This window comes from Sphingosinicella microcystinivorans (assembly GCF_027941835.1).
In the GTDB taxonomy this organism is placed as follows: domain Bacteria; phylum Pseudomonadota; class Alphaproteobacteria; order Sphingomonadales; family Sphingomonadaceae; genus Sphingosinicella.
Genome location: NZ_CP116005.1, coordinates 1156447 through 1173216 on the forward strand (window position 1 = coordinate 1156447; position 16770 = coordinate 1173216).

The following is a 16770-nucleotide window of genomic DNA, read 5'->3' on the forward strand; positions in this document are numbered from 1 at the left end:
AATATATTGAAGAAAATTTCGCGCGCGGCCCGATCGACGCGCTCACGGCCGGTAGTGACGGAGCATGATGTCGCGGCAATGCTCGGCGAGCGCCTTGCGCGTGTCGAACGCGGACGGTGCAACCGGGTCGTGGAAATGGAGGACGACACCGGCACGCTGGCGCGCGAGCGCAAACGCGTTCGGCAGCATGTCCTCGTCCCCGATCCACGCGATCGCGTCGAGCACCGCCGGGTCGAGCGGGCCGCCGCCGGGCGCCGTGTAGCGGATGGTGACGGGCTGCACGGCCGCCGCGGCATCCGCCGCCGCGAACAGGCTGCTGCGGAAGGGCAGCAGGCCGCGCCCGTCCGAGGTCGTGCCTTCCGGGAACATCAGCACGCGCCGCCCCGCGATCAGCCGCTGCCGGATTGCCTCCATCTGGCTCCCGGTCTGCGAGCGCCGCTCGCGCTCCACGAAGATGGTGCCGGTGCGCCCGGCGAGCGCGCCGATGCCCGGATAGGCGGCGACATCGGCCTTCGCGACGAAATCCGTGTCCACCACCGCCGCGACGCTGACGATGTCCGCCCAGCTGATGTGGTTGGCGACGAACATGGTGCCCGCCGCGCCCGGCGTTCCGAACACCTGCGGCCGCAGGCCGAAGCCCGCCGCGATGGTGCGGTGGAAGCGGCGCTCCAGCGCCTTCGCGGGCACGCTCTTCGGGCTCATCAGCAGCCAGGGCGGAACCAGCATGGCGGCACTCGCAAGGCCGAGCGCGGCGCGCGAGCGTCCGAACGGGCGGTGGCTCATATCATCCCAGCGTAGCGCGCTTCGGCCTCGGCCATGTAGTCGCGGGTGATCGGCAGCGCGTCGCGGCGGCGCGCGAGCTGGATCTGGAAGTTGGCGTGCCCGTCGTGCCGGAAGGCGCCGCGCGCGGCGGCGAGGTAGAAGGTCCACATGCGGTAGAAGCGCTCGTCGTAGAGCCGGACGATCTCCGCCTTCGCCGCTTCCGTGCGGCGCAGCCATTCCTCCAGCGTCTTCGCATAATGGAGCCGCAGCACCTCGACATCGGTGATCCACAGCATCTCGCGCTCGATGGCGGGCACGATCTCCGAGAGCGCCGGCGAATAGCCGCCGGGGAAGATGTACTTCGCCGTGAACGGATCGGTCGCGCCCGGCCCGTCCGCGCGGCCGATCGTGTGGAGCAGCGCCACGCCGTCTTCGGTGAGCAGCTCGCGCACGCGGCGGAAGAAGGTGCGGTAGTTGGGGATGCCGACATGCTCGAACATGCCGACCGAGACGATCCGGTCGAACGGGCCCGTCACGTCGCGGTAGTCGATCAGCGCGAAACGCACCCGGTCGGCCACCCCCGCCTCCTCGGCGCGGCGGCGCGCGACCTTGAACTGCTCTTCCGACAGGGTGACGCCGAGCACGTCGACGTCGGCGACGCGGTTCAGGTAGAGGGCCATGCCGCCCCAGCCGCAGCCGATGTCGAGCACCTTCTGTCCCGGCTTCAGGGCCAGTTTCGCGGCGATATGCGCCTTCTTGTCGACCTGCGCCTGTTCGAGCGTCTCGTCCTCCGAGCGGTAGTAGGCGCAGCTGTATTGCCGGTCCGCATCGAGGAAGAGGTCGTAGAGCCGGTCCGACAGGTCGTAGTGGTGCGCGACGTTGCGCTTCGCGGCGCGGCGGTAGTTGCGCTGGTAGAGATAGGCGCTGATGCTCTGCGCGCGGCGCGTCTCGCTGCGGATATCGTTGTCGTCGGACCAGCGGCCGTTCCACGCGACGAGGTCCAGCAGGTCCCCGATGCCGCCGGTGGTGAACTGCAACCGGCCGTCCATGAAGGCTTCGGCCGCGCCGATCGACGGGTTCATCGCGATCCTGAGCGGCGTGCGCGCATCGGTGAAGTGCAGGGCGACGGGCCGAAGCGCGGGGTCCGGTTTCCCGTAGCGGTGAACGCGGCGACCCGCCGTGGTGACCGTCAGTTCCCCGTCGCGGATCAGCCGTTTCAACATGCGGTCGAGCAGCAACATCCGTCCAGCCTAGCCAAGAAGTCCGGCCGTGGGAATCCCCGAGAACGCCTTCGCCGGACCGTGCGAATGCAACGCTTCATCGCAGGCGGGTGGATGCGGCGAAGCGAAGCCGCCAGTGGAAACCCGCGATGGGGGCCACTCTCATTCAGATTCGCGGACGCTGGATTCGCGCGGCGGCGGCAGCAGCCACGGCGCTTGCGCTGTGCGCCTTCTCCGACGCGACCACCGATATGACCGCCGTTTCGCTCGCCGAGGCGCTTTCCGCGACCGCCGATGCCGACGACGCCGTGTTCGCCAGCGAAGCGGAGCTGCGGCTGATCGGCTCGGGCCGCGCCAGCTACTACGCCGACAAGTTCGATGGCCGCCGCACCGCGAACGGCGAGATCTTCGACCAGGACGAGCTGACCGCCGCGCACCGCACGCTGCCGATGGGCAGCATCGTGAAGGTGACCTGCGAGAAGACCGGCCGCAGCGTGACCGTGCGCGTCAACGACCGCGGTCCGTTCACGGGCAGCCGCGTCATCGACGTCTCGAAGGCGGCGGCGCGCGAGCTCGGCATGATCAACGCCGGGCTCACCGACGTGACGCTGGAACTGCTCCCCTCCGCCTGATTTTTCTTAAAGGTTCAGCGTATCAGGCCAGCGCGGCCTGCTTCTCCGCCGCGATCCGGTCCAGCTCCGCGCGCGACAGGCGCTCGCTCTCGCTCTTGAGCTGGCCGCAGGCGGCCATGATGTCGCGCCCGCGCGGCGTGCGGACCGGCGCCGAGATGCCCGCCTTGAAGATGATGTCCGAAAAGCGCGCGATGCGGTCGTCGTCGCTGCATTCGTAGGGCACGCCCGGCCACGGGTTGAACGGGATCAGGTTCACCTTGGCGGGCAGCCTGTACTTGCGGATGAGCCGCACGAGCTCGCGGGCGTCCTCGTCCGAATCGTTCTTGTCCTTCAGCATCACGTACTCGAACGTGATGCGGCGGGCGTTGTTGGCGCCCGGATAGTCCGCGCACGCCCTCAGCAGCGCCTCGATGCCGTACTTGCGGTTCAGGGGCACGATCTCGTCCCGCACCTCTTTCGTCACGGCATGGAGCGACACGGCGAGGTTGACGCCGATCTCCTCGCCCGCCCGCGCCATCATCGGCACGACGCCGCTCGTCGAGAGCGTGATGCGGCGGCGGCTGAGCGCGAGGCCCGTCTCATCCATGACGATGCCGAGGCCCTTGGAGACGTTGTCGAAATTGTAGAGCGGCTCGCCCATTCCCATCATCACGATGTTGGAGAGCATCCGCGCCTCGCCGGTCAGGTCCTCGCCCGGCTGCGGCCATTCGCCGAGCGTGTCGCGCGCCAGCATCACCTGCCCGACGATCTCGCCCGCCGTGAGGTTGCGCACCAGCTTCATCGTGCCGGTGTGGCAGAAACGGCAGTTGAGCGTGCAGCCGACCTGGCTCGAGACGCAAAGCGTGCCCCGGTCGGCGTCCGGGATGAACACCATCTCGAACTCGTTGCCGTCGTCGGTGCGCAGCAGCCACTTGCGCGTGCCGTCGGTCGAGACCTGCTGCATCGTCACGTCCGGGCGGCCGACGACGAACCGCTCGGCGAGCAGCGCACGCGTGTCCTTGGCGATGTCGGTCATGCCCGAAAAGTCGGTGAGGCCGCGGTGGTAGATCCAGTGCCACACCTGCTTGGCGCGCAGTTTCGCCTGTTTTTCAGGAACGCCCGCCTGAACGAGCGCCGCGGCGAGCTCCGCCTTGTCGAGCCCGACGAGATCGACGCGGCCGTCCGCGCGCACGGTCGGCGCGCGCGGCACGGGGACGGGATCGGCCCCGCCGGGAATGGTCATGGCTGCGGTCGGCATGGCGCGCCATGTAAGGCTTTTCAGCCGTTTTGCCTAGAACCCCTTCGCTTTCCCGTCGACCGAGCCGTGGCCGACGTGGATCGCGTCCTCGCGGCCGCCTTCGATGCGGAACACCGTGCCCTGCGGCGCGTCCGCGGCGAGCGGGACGCAGCCGGGCTCGAACGGCGTACCGCCGACGAGCGCGCCGCGCAGCACGCGCGCGGTGATGCCGTGGCTGATGACGAGCGCGGGGCGCGCGGGATCGAGGTCTGCGAGCCAGCCCGAGAGGCGCCGCGCGATGTCGGGATACCACTCGCCGTTCGGCGGCTTCCTCAGGAACACGCGCCGTTCCGCGCACAGGAGCGGGCCGGATTCGGCGACGATCTCCTGATAGCTGCGCCCCTCCCAGTCGCCGACGTCGATCTCCAGCAGCCGGTCGTCGGCGCGGATGTCGAAGAAGTCGCGCTCCAGGTGCTCGGCGATGATCGCCGCCGTCTGCATGGTGCGGCCCGCGCGCGAGGCCCAGAGGGCGATGTCGGGCTTCGGCCCCAGAAGATCGCGCAGCGCGCGGCCCATGTCCTCGGCCTGCCTTATGCCGTTGCGGGTGAGCGGCGTGTGGCCCATGTGTCCCTGCATCCGGGCGGCGGCGTTGAACACGGTTTCGGCGTGGCGGGCGAGATAGAGCGTCGGCGTCATGGTGCCCGCGCTTATGCAAAGATTTTTACAGAAAACCTACTCTTTCCCAAGCGCAGCGCGTGCGCTAGCAGGACCCCATTCGGATGCGGCAACGCGGGAGGTTCCCCTTGGCGAACAAGCTTTACGACGACGCGGCGAGCGCCCTTCAGGGCCTGCTTTTCGACGGCATGACGGTGATGTCCGGCGGTTTCGGCCTGTGCGGCATCCCGGAGAACCTGATCGCGGCGCTGCGCGATTCGGGCACGAAGGGCCTCACCGTCATCTCCAACAACGCCGGCGTCGACGATTTCGGGCTCGGACTGCTGCTGCACACCCGGCAGATCGCCAAGATGGTCTCGTCCTACGTGGGCGAGAACAAGGAGTTCGAGCGCCAGTACCTGTCGGGCGAGCTTCAGCTCGAATTCAACCCGCAGGGCACGCTCGCCGAGCGCATCCGCGCGGGCGGCGCGGGCATCCCGGGCTTCTACACCAAGACCGGCGTCGGCACGCTGGTGGCGGAAGGCAAGGAGCACAAGGACTTCGGCGGCGAGACCTACATCCTCGAAACCGGCCTCGTCGCGGACCTTTCGATCGTGAAGGCGTGGAAGGCGGACCCCTACGGCAACCTCGTGTTCCGCAAGACCGCGCGCAACTTCAACCCGATGATGGCGACCGCGGGCAAGGTGACGGTGGCCGAGGTGGAGGAACTCGTCGGCCCCGGCGAGATCGAGCCCGACCATATCCACACGCCCGGCATCTTCGTGCAGCGGCTGATCGTCGGCAAGACCTACGAGAAGCGCATCGAGCAGCGCACAGTGAGGCAGGCGGCGTGAACCGCCTTGCGGCGGTCTGCCTGATGGCAGCGCTGCACGGCTGTGCAGGCGGCGGCGTGCCCCGCACGACGCAGCCGCTCGCGTGGACACTGGGCTCGGCGGAAGCAGGCGCGATCGCCGCGCAGACCTACCGCGCGCTGGTGCGCTCGGTGGAGGCGCGGCTGCCCGCAGCGGCAGGCACGCCGTCCGCCGTCCTCGGGTCCGATGGAACGCCGCTGCCCTGCACGGCGGAAACCGCGCAGCGCCCCGCCGCCGTTTTCGACGTGGACGAGACGCTGATCTGGAACGTCGGCTACGCCTATCATGAAGCCCGCAGCAACGCGCCGTTCGATGAGACGAGCTGGGACGCGTGGGAGCGCGAAGGCGCGGAGAAGGCCGTGGCGATGCCCGGCGCGAAGGCGGCGCTGGGTGCGCTCCGCGCGCTCGGCGTGACCCCCGTGTTCAACACCAACCGCAGCGCCGGAAACGCGAAGCACACGGAGGCCATGCTGGCGCACGCCGGTCTCGGCCCGGCCGTGCACGGCGAAACGCTGTTCCTGAAGGGCGACGTCGACGGCACGTCGGGCAAGGACGGCCGCCGCGCCGAGATCGCGGGGCGCTTCTGCGTGCTCGCGCTCGCGGGCGACCAGAACGGCGACTTCACCGACGCCATCGACAACGGCCCCGCCGGCAAGCGCCCGATGGCCGAGCGCCGCGAGATCGCCGCGACGCGCTTCGGCGCGCACTGGGGCGCCGACTGGTTCGTGCTGCCCAATCCCCTTTACGGCGGCTGGAACGATCCGCCGATGAACCGCGACGAGGTCGTCGCGCCCGAGCAACGCTGGACGTACAAAGGAAACCACTGATGCCCTGGAACCGCGACGGCATGGCGGCGCGCGCCGCCAAGGAACTGAAGGACGGCTTCTACGTGAACCTCGGCATCGGAATGCCGACGCTGGTCGCGAACTACATCGCCGAGGACATCGACGTGACGCTGCAAAGCGAGAACGGCATGCTCGGCATGGGGCCGTTCCCGCTTGAGAACGAGGTCGACCCGGACCTCATCAACGCGGGCAAGCAGACGATCACCGAGCTGCGCCGCACGAGCTACTTCAGCTCCTCCGACAGCTTCGCGATGATCCGCGGCGGCCATATCGACCTGTCCATTCTGGGCGCGATGGAAGTCGCCGAGAACGGCGACCTCGCCAACTGGATGATCCCCGGCAAGATGGTGAAGGGCATGGGCGGCGCGATGGACCTCGTCGCCGGCGTCAAGCGCATCATCGTGCTGATGGACCACACCAACAAGGCGGGCGAATCGAAGTTCCTGAAGGCCTGCACGCTGCCGCTGACCGGCAAGGAGGTGGTGGACGTGGTGATCTCCGACCTCGGCGTCTTCGAGCGGCCCGCCAAGGGCCGGCCCTTCCGCCTGATCGAGCTTGCCCCGGACGTCACGCCGGAGGAGGTCGCGGCCAAAACCGAGGCGCACTACGAGGTCGCGCTGTAGCGTTCGTTTCGCTTCCGGATGGCGCACCTCTTTTCTCCCTCCCCATAGGCAGGGAATCTGAAGCGCTTCAGGATCGCTCTTGAAGCATCGGCGCGCCGTAGGGCGGAGGCGGCGGCGGGGAGCCGTCGAGCGCGGGGGCGAACAGCGCCGCGACCGTTTCAGCCAGCCGGTCCACCGCCTGCGGCAGCGGCTGGCCGACATAGGACCAGTAGAGCCAGAGGCTGGAGTTCAGGTAGAAGGCGTGCAGCGCCAGGTCGAACAGGGCTTCGTCCGGCCACTGTGATCCGAGCCGTTTCAGTTGGTTTGCGATCGTCTGCGCCTGACCCGAGGCATGGCGGCGCGCGACACCCCTGATGCTCGGGAAATGCGCGATGGCCTCGTTCATGGCGAGATCGTAGCCGATCGCCGCCTCGCGTGCCTTGATGTCCCTGATCCAGCGGTGGAGCCCCGCCCTGAGGTCGCCGTCCACCGGCTCGATCGGCGTCTCCACCATGCTGCGGATGTGGGCGAGCTTGGTCTCGTAGAGCGCGAGGATCACCGATTCCTTGTTGGGGAAATAATGGTAGAGCGCCCCCACCGACACGCCCGCCTCCTCGGCGATCGCGGGCGTCGTGATGTGCGTGGGGCCGTCGCGCCGCAGGACCCTGTGCGTGGCTTCGAGTATCTGCTCGATGCTGTGGCGGCCGCGGGCCTGCGTGGGCTCCTTGCGGCGCCTCAGCGTCTTCTCTCCCTTCCGGCGCGTGGTCAACGGCAGCGTCCTCCTGATTACGGGCAACGACTGGCGATCTCGCGGATTTCCGTCAAGCTTGCCCTATAAACCGAAATCGAATAATGTTTCGGTTATTGGGGCTTCGGTTGAAGGAAAAGGGGGAAAGACATGACGACGAACAGGACAAAACGACGCGCAGGCCTGCTGGCGGCCGTCATGGGCTGCGCCGTGATTCCGGCGCTGCCGGCCGCGGCGCAGCAGGCGGAGGGCGCGGCAGGCGAGCACGAGGTGCAGGAGATCATCGTCACCGCGCAGCGCCGGGCGCAGCGCCTCATCGACGTGCCCTCCTCGGTCGCGGCGGTCGATTCGCAAACGATCCGGAACCTCAACATCCAGCAGGTCTCGGAGCTTTCGTCGCACGTCCCGAACCTTCAGATTGATTCGACGACCTCGCTGAACTCCGCCGTCTACATTCGCGGCGTCGGTGCCAACAGCCGCAACATCGGCTTCGACACGCGCGTCGGCGTGTATCTGGACGGCGTCTACCTCGGCCAGTCTCCGGCGCTGAACCAGGAGCTGATCGACCTCGAACGGGTCGAGGTGCTGCGCGGCCCGCAGGGCGCATTGTTCGGCAAGAACACCGTCGCGGGCGCGATCAACCTCATCTCGCGCCAGCCCGATTTCGAGCCCTCGGCCTATCTCGGCGTCCGCATCGGCAACCACGACGAGCGGCAAGGCACGCTGCGCGCGAACCTGCCGCTGTCCGAAACCGCCGCCGTCAGCCTTTCGGTGAACCGCGCGAAGCGCGACGGCTTCACCACCAACATCCACGACGGCAGCACGGTCGGAAACCGCAACGTCACCTCGTGGCGCGGCCAGCTCCGCTGGGACGCGGCGCCGCAGTTCAGCGTGCGCGCCTCCGTCGACGGCCTCAGGGCGCGCGAGGCCGGGGAATACGGCAACGCCTTCACGAACACGTTCGGCAGCGCGCTGTCGCCGCTCTACCTCCAGCCGCGCACCGTGGACCTCAACACCCCGAACCGCGACGAGCGCGACGTCTACGGCGCGGCGCTCGAACTCGCCTACGATCTCGCGGGCGGGCCGACGCTGAAGTCGATCACCGCGTGGCGCTCGACGAAATTCTTCAGCACCAACGACCTCGACTATTCGAACCTCGATTTCCTCAGCATCGACTTTTCCGACAAGTACGAGCAGTGGACGCAGGAATTCCAGCTCGTCTCGTCCGGCGGCGGGCCGCTCGGCTACGTGTTCGGCCTCTATCTCTACCAGCAGGACAGCGACACCGCGCGCACGGCGTGGACCGGCGCGCTTGGGCCGCTGCTCGGCGTCGCGCCGGGCACGCCGCTGCCGACCACCGGCGATCTCAGGACGCGGAACGTCGCGCTCTACGGGAACGCCGAATACGAGGTGGTCGACCGGTTGCGGCTCGGCCTCGGCTTCCGCTGGTCGTGGGAGGAGAAGCGCGTCGACTACAGCATCGACGGCAGCGGCTATCCGCTCGGTCTCGCCACCGGCACCTTCCGGGACAAGCGCAGCGACAACGATTTCTCGCCGACCGTGACGCTCAGCTACGACGTGCTGCCCCGGCTCACCGGCTTCGCGCGCTATGCGAAGGGCTACAAGAGCGGCGGCTACAATCTCGATTTCGTGAGCACCGCGATCTTCCCGAACGGGCTGGAGTTCGAGAAGGAAACCGCGTCCTCGTTCGAGGCGGGCCTGAAGGGCGATCTTTTCGATCGCGCGCTGCGCTTCAGCCTCACCGGCTTCCATACCGATTTCGACGATTATCAGGTGGACCAGTTCCAGAACATGGGCGAGGGCGTGGTCGCCATCGTGATCGGCAACGCCTCCAAGGTGCGCAGCCGGGGCATCGAGCTTGAAGCCACGCTGGAGGTGAGCGAGCGGCTGAGCTTCACCACGGGCCTCGGCGTGCTGGACACCGTGTTCCGGTCCTTCCCCGGCGGCGGCGCGGGCGGCAGCGACGCCTCGGGCAAGCGCGTGCCCGGCGCCTCGCGCTTTCAGGCGCAGTTCGGCGCGGACTACCGGATTCCGCTGCCGTCGGGCTGGAGCCTCGCGCTCCACGCCGACTATTCGCACCGCAGCAGCTATTATTCGGACATCGACAACGTGCGCAGCATCACCGTCGGCGGCGTGACGGTGCCGTTCGACCGCATCCCGGCGAGCGACTTCGTGAACGCCCGCGTCGCGCTCGCCCATCCGGACAAGGGCTGGGAGATCGCGCTGTGGTCGCGCAACCTGTTCGATGCCGACACCGTCTTCATCTACGGCGGCGACTTCTTCGGAACGCGCACCCGCCGTTACATGCCGCCCCGCACGTGGGGCGTCGAACTCGGCAAGCGCTTCTGAAAGGCCCGCCCGTGAAACGCACCCTGCTGGCCTCAGCGGCCGTGCTGCTGCTCGCCATGAATATGCCCGCCCAGCCCCCGATCCTCTCGCCCGCCGACGTGACGCTGACGGCGGCGGAAAAGGCCGAGCTCAAGACCGGCCTCGAGCCCGAACGCTGGTTCGTGGAGCGCCTGCGCGGCCCCCGCGAGCGCGTCGACGGCCAGCGGCTCGACGCCAAGCTGCAATTCCTGAAGGAGATGGCGGCGGCGCAAAAGCCGGAGAATGAGGACGACCTGCTCGCCGCCTTCGACACGCCGGAGAAGCGCGCCGCCATCCGCGCGGACACCGACCGGCGCTGGACAATCCGCAGCGCAATCACTGCCGACATGGCGGTCGAGGACCGCACCATCCCGGGGCGCGGCGGCCCGATCCCCGTCCGCATCTATCGCCCGGAAACCGGTGAGGACGGCCCGCTGCCGGTGCTCGTCTACTACCACGGCGGCGGCTTCGTGTTCGCCAGCGTGCGCGCCGTGGACCGGCAGGTGCGGCTGATCGCCAACGCGGCCCGCGTCATCGTCGTGTCCGTCGACTATCGCCTCGCCCCCGAACACCCGTTCCCGGCGCCGCAGGACGATGCCGAGGACGCCTTCCTCTGGGCGCGCGTCCATGCCACGTCGCTCGGCGGCGATCCGGCGCGGATCGGCGTCGGCGGCGACAGCGCGGGCGGCCACCTCGCGCTGGTGACGTCACTGCGTCAGCGCGCCGCCGGTCGCCCGGCGCCGCTCTACCAGTTGCTCTATTACCCGGCCGTCACGCTCGATCAGGGCGACCGCTCCTATGCGCTGTTCGGCGAGGGCTACGGGCTCGATCTCGCCTTCATCAACGTCGTGACCCGCCTCGCCTTTCCCGATCCGGCGAGCCGGGAGGCCCCGGCGACATGGGCGCTTCGCGAATCCTCGCTCGCCGGTATGCCCGCGACGATCGTGGCGACGGCGGGCTACGACCCGCTGCGCGATCAGGGCTGCCGCCTCGCCGCGCGGCTGGAGACGGACGGCGTCGGCGTCGTCTACCTGAACTACCCGTCGCTCACGCATAGCTTCCTCAACTGGTCCGGGCTGATCCCCGACGCGAACCGCGCCGCGCGCGAGACCGCCGCGCTCTTCGGGCAGGCGATCCGCAGCCGCGCCGTCGCCGCGGCGGACACGGACCGGCGCGGCGGGGAGTGAACGGCGGGGCTTGCATTTGGCCCCGGATTCCCCCTACCGAAGGTTGACGCAGGCGCTATAGTCGCGCGCTCACAATCGGGGGTTTGAAGGGAAACGCATGAAGGCGACGGTCGAGCGGGCGACGCTGCTCAAATGCCTTGGTCACGTCCAGTCGGTGGTGGAGCGTCGCAACACGATCCCGATCCTGTCGAACGTCCTCATCGAGGTCGAGAACAACGGCCTCAAGCTGATGGCGACCGACCTCGACCTGCAGGTCGTCGATTCGATCGCCGCGCAGGTGGAGACGCCGGGCGCCACCACGGTTTCGGCGCACACGCTGTTCGACATCGTGCGCAAGCTGCCCGAGGGCAGCCAGGTCGAGATCGCGGTTTCGGGCGACAAGATGTCGATCGCGGCGGGCCGCGCGCGCTTCAACCTCGCGACGCTGCCGCGCGACGACTTCCCGATGATCGCCGAAAGCGACCTGCCGACGAAGTTCCAGCTCCCCGCCGAGACGCTGAAGCAGATCATCGACAAGACGCGCTTCGCCATCTCCACCGAAGAGACGCGCTATTACCTGAACGGCATCTTCATGCACGTCGTCGACGGCAAGCTGTTCGCGGTCGCGACCGACGGCCACCGGCTGGCGCGCGTCGCGCTCGACGCGCCCGCGGGCGCGGACGGGATGCCCGACATCATCGTGCCCCGCAAATGCGTCGCCGAGGTCAGAAAGCTGCTCGACGAGGTGACGGGCGAGATCGAGGTCTCGCTCTCCTCCACCAAGATCCGCTTCCGCGCGGGCACCGCCGTGCTCACCTCGAAGCTGATCGACGGCACCTTCCCCGATTATTCGCGGGTGATCCCCACGAAGAACGACCGGCTGCTGAAGGTGGACACCAAGTCGCTCGCCGAGGGCGTCGACCGCGTCGCGGCGATCGCCACCGAGAAGACGCGCGCGGTGAAGATGAGCATCGACCGCGACCGCATCGTGCTTTCGGTGACGAGCCCGGAAACCGGCACCGCCGCCGAGGAAGTGCCCGCCGACTACGCGTCGGACAGCCTCGATGTCGGCTTCAACGCCCGCTACCTGCTCGACATCCTCGGCGAGATCGAGACCGACGAGATCGAGATCCACCTCGCCGACGCGGCGGCGCCGACGCTGATCCGCGAGGGCCAGTCGTCCCCGGCACTCTACGTGCTGATGCCGATGCGCGTCTGACGCCGTCGAGTTCGGGATACAGGGCTGTAAGCGCGTCCCTCGATCTCGCTCGGGATGAAAGGCCTTTGCGCCTTGTAAAAACGTGCATCGTCCCGAGCGAGGTCGAGGGACGCACGCCCGGATATCACCAGCCCCTCACTCGGACGGCGGCACCCCCGCCTTCATCTCCTTCACCATCTCCGCGCGGCTGATCGGCTCGGCGGGAAGCCGGAAGCGGGCCGGGTCGACGGCCCCGTCCTTCACGCTGGCGAGCTCGAACTTCGTGCCGGCCTTGAGCGGCGTGCCGAGCGCGAACGCCTGCCGCATGTCGCCGATCATGCTCGCGGCGACATCGCCGATCAGCGGCGCGGCCATCACCATCGTCGCCTCCATGAACTGCAGCATGGCCTTGCCGGCGTGCGCGAGCGCCGGGTCGCGCGTCGCCACCCATTCCGTCACCGCATCGGGGTTCATCTTGTCGATGCCCTTGATCCGATAGGTCTCGCCCGTGAAGCCCGCGACGGTCGTGCTGCCCGCCGCCTCGATGACGAGCGGCTGCGCGGGCTTCTGATCGGCCTTCGCCGCGGCGTCGAACAGGCCCCGGAACGTCGGGCCGATCGCCTCGTCGAGCGCGGCGGCAATGTCGGTGAGGCGCATCACGCGCGGCTTTGCCTGCGCCGTGTCGATCAGGAACAGCTCGCCGTCCTGCACCAGCCCGGTCTGCCCCGGGATAGGTCCGGTGACGTGCACGGCGCCGCTGTCGGCGATTTCGAGCGTGAGGTTCTTCCCGTCCTCGCCCTTGTAGACCACGGTCTGGTCGGCGAGCGCGGCGGACGAAAGCAGCATGGCGGCGGCACAGGCAACGGCACGGATCATGGACGTCTCCCTTTCGCACGAGATTAGCACGCGATAGACGGGGCCGCCATGCCAACACAGCCCCGCACCATAGACCGGCTGCGCCTGACGGATTTCCGCAGCTACGCGCGCGCGGACATCGCCGCCGGGCCGGGCGCGGTCGTGCTGACCGGCGACAACGGCGCGGGCAAGACCAATCTCCTCGAAGCCATCTCGCTGCTGGCGCCGGGGCGCGGCCTCAGGCGCGCCGGCCTCCCGGAGATGGCGCGCGCGGAGAGCGGCGGCGGTTTCGCGATCGCGGCGACGCTCGGCTGCGGCGCGGAGGCGCCGGTCGAGATCGGCACGGGCACGCAAGGTGAAGCGCCGGGGCGGCGGCTGGTGCGCGTGAACGGCGCGGGCGCGGCGGCGAACGCGCTCTCCGAATGGCTCTCCGTGCTGTGGCTGACCCCGGCGATGGACCGGCTGTTCATGGACAGCGCGGGCGGCCGCCGCCGCTTCCTCGACCGGCTGACGCTGGCGCTGGTGCCGCAGCACGCCGGGCATACGCAGCGCTACGACGCCGCCATGCAGTCGCGCAACAAGCTGCTCGGCGGCGAGCGCGCGCCGGACCCGGACTGGCTCGCCTCGCTGGAAAGGCAGATGGCGGAGCACGGCGCGGCGGTGGACGCCGCGCGGCGCATGGCGATCGGCGCGCTCGGCGAGGAAATCGCCGCATCGGACACGGGGCCGTTCCCGAAAGGCGCGCTGATGCTGGACGGCGAGGCGTGGGATGCCGAGGCGCTGGCAGCGGCGCTCGCGGCCTCCCGCCGCGCCGACACCGCGGCGGGACGCACCACCGCGGGGCCGCATCGCAGCGACCTTGCCGTCACGCATCTCGCCAAGGACCAACCCGCCGCGCGCGCCTCCACGGGCGAGCAGAAGGCGCTGCTGCTCGGCCTCGTCCTCGCGCACGCCCGCGTCGTCGCCGCGCGCACCGGGCGGCGTCCCGTGCTGCTGCTCGACGAGGTCGCCGCGCACCTCGACGAGACGCGGCGGGCCGCGCTTTTCGCCATGCTGGAAGCGGACGCCATGCAGGTGTGGATGACGGGCACGGACGTGTCACTTTTCCGTGCAATCGGGCCGGATGCTACCTATATAGACGTGTCAAACGGTCGCCTGAGCAGACTTTAAGGAAATCATGAGCAGCAACGCGCCTTCCGGTGAATACAGCGCCGATTCGATCAAGGTCCTGAAGGGACTCGACGCCGTCCGCAAGCGGCCCGGCATGTACATCGGCGACACCGAGGACGGTTCGGGCCTGCACCACATGGTGTTCGAGGTTTCCGACAACGCCATCGACGAGGCGCTCGCCGGCTACTGCGACACGGTGACGATCACGCTCAACGCCGACGGCTCCGTGACGGTGACGGACAACGGACGCGGCATCCCCACCGACATCCACGCCGGCGAGGGCGTTTCCGCCGCCGAGGTCATCATGACCCAGCTCCACGCGGGCGGGAAGTTCGACCAGAACAGCTACAAGGTCTCGGGCGGCCTCCACGGCGTCGGCGTCTCCGTGGTGAACGCGCTTTCCGACTGGCTGGACCTGCGCATCTTCCGCGACGGCAAGGAGCATTACATGCGCTTCCAGCGCGGCGATGCCGTCGCGCCGCTGAAGGTCGTCGGCGAGGCGAACGGCCGCAAGGGCACGCACGTCACCTTCTTCCCGTCCGAAGAGACGTTCAAGGTCATCGAGTTCGATTTCGACCGGCTGGAGCACCGCTACCGCGAGCTCGCCTTCCTCAACTCCGGCGTGAAGGTGGTGCTGACCGACGCGCGGCACACCGAGCCGAAGGTCGTCGAGATGTTCTACGAGGGCGGCGTCGCCGCGTTCGTGAAGTACCTCGACCGCACCAAGACGCCGCTCATTCCCGAGCCGATCCTGATGCAGGGCGAGCGCGACGGCATCACGGTGGACGTCGCGCTCGAATGGAACGACAGCTACTACGAGCAGGTCCTGCCCTTCACCAACAACATCCCGCAGCGCGACGGCGGCACGCACATGGCGGCCTTCAGGAGCGCGCTGACGCGCACGCTCAACAACTACGCGGAAAGCTCCGGCATCCTGAAGAAGGAGAAGGTGGCGCCGACCGGCGAGGACATGCGCGAGGGGCTGACCGCCATCGTCTCCGTGAAGGTGCCCGATCCCAAGTTCTCCTCGCAGACCAAGGACAAGCTCGTCTCCTCCGAGGTGCGGCAGCCGATCGAATCGCTGATCGGCGAGAGGCTCGCCGAGTGGCTGGAGGAAAATCCGGGACCGGCAAGGGCGGTCGTCGAGAAGATCGTCTCCGCCGCCGTAGCGCGCGAGGCCGCGCGCAAGGCGCGCGAGGCGAGCCGCAAGAACGTGCTTCAGGTCTCCTCGCTGCCCGGCAAGCTCGCCGACTGTCAGGAGAAGGACCCGGCGAAGTCCGAGCTGTTCCTCGTCGAGGGCGATTCGGCGGGCGGCTCGGCGAAGCAGGGCCGCGACCGGCATTTCCAGGCGATCCTGCCGCTCCGGGGCAAGATTCTGAACGTCGAGCGCGCGCGCTTCGACCGGATGCTGTCGTCGAAGGAGATCGGCACGCTCATCCAGGCGCTCGGCACCGGCATCGGCCGCGACGACTTCGACATCGCCAGGCTGCGCTACCACAAGATCGTCATCATGACCGACGCCGACGTGGACGGCGCGCACATCCGCACGCTGCTGCTCACCTTCTTCTACCGGCAGATGCGCGAGCTCATCGAGGCCGGCCATCTCTACATCGCGCAGCCGCCGCTCTATAAAGTCACGCGCGGCCGTTCCGAGGTGTACCTCAAGGACCAGGCTGCGCTCGACGACTACCTGATCCGCACCGGCCTCGACGGGCTCGTCGCGGAGACGGCGGACGGGCAGCGCACCGGCGACGACCTGCGCGGCCTCGTCGATCAGGCGCGCAAGCTGCGGTCGCTGATGGCCTACGTGCCCGGCCGCTACGATCCGCGCATCGTCGAGGCGCTGGCGATCTCCGGAGGGCTGAACCCCGAGCGCGACGCCGCGGCGGACGTCGCCGCGTGGCTGAACGGGCACGACGACGCCCAGTGGAGCGCGGAGCGCGTCGACGAGGGCTACAGGCTCACCCGCACCTTCCGGGGCGTTTCCGACCATTATGCCATCGACCGCGCGTTCATCCTTTCGGCCGAGGCGCGCAAGATCAACCAGCTGCTCGCGGGCGAGGCGGCGGCCTACCGCACGCCGATCCGGCTCGGCGACCGGCAGGTGACGCGGCCGTCAGCGCTGCTCGATGCGATCTTCGAGATCGGCCGCAAGGGCCTTGCCATCCAGCGCTACAAGGGTCTCGGCGAGATGAACGCCGAGCAGCTCTGGGAAACCACGCTCGATCCGACCGTCCGCTCCATGCTGAAGGTGGAGATCGCGCAGGCCGACGTCGCCGACGAGATCTTCACGCGGCTGATGGGCGACGTGGTCGAGCCGCGCCGCGAGTTCATTCAGGAGAACGCGCTCAGCGTCGCCAATCTGGACGTCTAGGCGGCGCGCTCTCCTTCTTGATCTGCCGCAATGTTGCTAGCGTCGGCAGTGGTACCACCCATTCGGGT

The 16770-nt window shown here is 68.7% G+C and carries 15 protein-coding genes; 9 read left to right on the forward strand and 6 right to left on the reverse strand.

Annotated features, from left to right (window positions below; all coding sequences use genetic code 11):
• Positions 1–42: 42 nt before the first annotated feature.
• Positions 43–783, reverse strand: coding sequence for a lysophospholipid acyltransferase family protein (locus PE061_RS05560; protein ID WP_271258164.1), 741 nt, complete (start codon positions 781–783; stop codon positions 43–45).
• The gene (locus PE061_RS05565) at positions 780–2003 is read right to left on the reverse strand and encodes an SAM-dependent methyltransferase (protein WP_271258165.1); all 1224 of its coding nucleotides are present in this window, start codon (positions 2001–2003) and stop codon (positions 780–782) included. Before PE061_RS05565 ends, PE061_RS05560 begins: the two co-directional genes overlap by 4 nt.
• 128 nt (positions 2004–2131) lie before the next feature.
• Here PE061_RS05565 and PE061_RS05570 point away from each other — a divergent pair, with 128 nt between their 5' ends.
• Entirely contained in the window at positions 2132–2614 is a 483-nt protein-coding gene (locus tag PE061_RS05570) for a septal ring lytic transglycosylase RlpA family protein (protein WP_271258166.1), read from the forward strand.
• 22 nt (positions 2615–2636) lie between these two features.
• On the opposite strand, the gene rlmN is transcribed toward PE061_RS05570, so the two are convergent.
• Both rlmN and PE061_RS05580 read right to left on the reverse strand, forming a co-directional pair.
• On the reverse strand, positions 2637–3851 hold the full coding sequence (rlmN, locus tag PE061_RS05575) for a 23S rRNA (adenine(2503)-C(2))-methyltransferase RlmN (protein WP_271258167.1): 1215 nt from the start codon (positions 3849–3851) through the stop codon (positions 2637–2639).
• Positions 3852–3884: 33 nt separating this feature from the next.
• Positions 3885–4526: a histidine phosphatase family protein gene (locus PE061_RS05580; RefSeq protein WP_271258168.1), complete on the reverse strand. Its 642-nt coding sequence runs from the start codon at positions 4524–4526 to the stop codon at positions 3885–3887.
• A gap of 107 nt (positions 4527–4633) precedes the next feature.
• On the opposite strand from PE061_RS05580, the gene PE061_RS05585 reads away from it, so the two are divergent.
• The 3 genes from PE061_RS05585 to PE061_RS05595 are packed head-to-tail and all read left to right on the forward strand — an operon-like array spanning position 4634 to position 6824.
• Positions 4634–5338, forward strand: coding sequence for a CoA transferase subunit A (locus PE061_RS05585; RefSeq protein ID WP_271258169.1), 705 nt, complete (start codon positions 4634–4636; stop codon positions 5336–5338).
• Positions 5335–6183, forward strand: a complete 849-nt coding sequence (locus PE061_RS05590; RefSeq protein ID WP_271258170.1) for a 5'-nucleotidase, lipoprotein e(P4) family — start codon at positions 5335–5337, stop codon at positions 6181–6183. The genes PE061_RS05585 and PE061_RS05590 overlap by 4 nt, the downstream gene beginning before the upstream one ends.
• Positions 6183–6824: a CoA transferase subunit B gene (locus PE061_RS05595; RefSeq protein WP_271258171.1), complete on the forward strand. Its 642-nt coding sequence runs from the start codon at positions 6183–6185 to the stop codon at positions 6822–6824. The genes PE061_RS05590 and PE061_RS05595 overlap by 1 nt, the downstream gene beginning before the upstream one ends.
• Before the next feature lie 67 nt (positions 6825–6891).
• Here PE061_RS05595 and PE061_RS05600 read toward each other — a convergent pair whose 3' ends face one another.
• Positions 6892–7572: a TetR/AcrR family transcriptional regulator gene (locus PE061_RS05600; RefSeq protein WP_271258172.1), complete on the reverse strand. Its 681-nt coding sequence runs from the start codon at positions 7570–7572 to the stop codon at positions 6892–6894.
• Positions 7573–7701: 129 nt separating this feature from the next.
• Between PE061_RS05600 and PE061_RS05605 the strand changes: the two genes are divergently transcribed.
• The 3 genes from PE061_RS05605 (at position 7702) to dnaN (ending at position 12324) form a co-directional block, all read left to right on the forward strand.
• On the forward strand, positions 7702–9921 hold the full coding sequence (locus PE061_RS05605; RefSeq protein WP_271258173.1) for a TonB-dependent receptor: 2220 nt from the start codon (positions 7702–7704) through the stop codon (positions 9919–9921).
• 11 nt (positions 9922–9932) lie between these two features.
• On the forward strand, positions 9933–11126 hold the full coding sequence (locus tag PE061_RS05610) for an alpha/beta hydrolase (RefSeq protein WP_271258174.1): 1194 nt from the start codon (positions 9933–9935) through the stop codon (positions 11124–11126).
• A 97-nt stretch (positions 11127–11223) separates the two neighbouring features.
• Positions 11224–12324, forward strand: coding sequence for a DNA polymerase III subunit beta (gene dnaN, locus PE061_RS05615; protein WP_271258175.1), 1101 nt, complete (start codon positions 11224–11226; stop codon positions 12322–12324).
• Positions 12325–12459: 135 nt separating this feature from the next.
• On the opposite strand, the gene PE061_RS05620 is transcribed toward dnaN, so the two are convergent.
• Complete coding sequence (locus PE061_RS05620; protein WP_271258176.1) at positions 12460–13179, reverse strand: hypothetical protein; 720 nt, start codon at positions 13177–13179, stop codon at positions 12460–12462.
• Between the two features lie 48 nt (positions 13180–13227).
• Between PE061_RS05620 and recF the strand changes: the two genes are divergently transcribed.
• Together recF and gyrB are read left to right on the forward strand one after the other, a co-directional pair.
• A complete protein-coding gene (gene recF, locus PE061_RS05625; RefSeq protein ID WP_271258177.1) occupies positions 13228–14328 on the forward strand; it encodes a DNA replication/repair protein RecF in 1101 nt (366 codons plus the stop codon).
• Positions 14329–14335: 7 nt separating this feature from the next.
• A complete protein-coding gene (gene gyrB, locus PE061_RS05630) occupies positions 14336–16702 on the forward strand; it encodes a DNA topoisomerase (ATP-hydrolyzing) subunit B (RefSeq protein ID WP_271258178.1) in 2367 nt (788 codons plus the stop codon).
• The last annotated feature ends 68 nt before the right edge of the window (positions 16703–16770 follow it).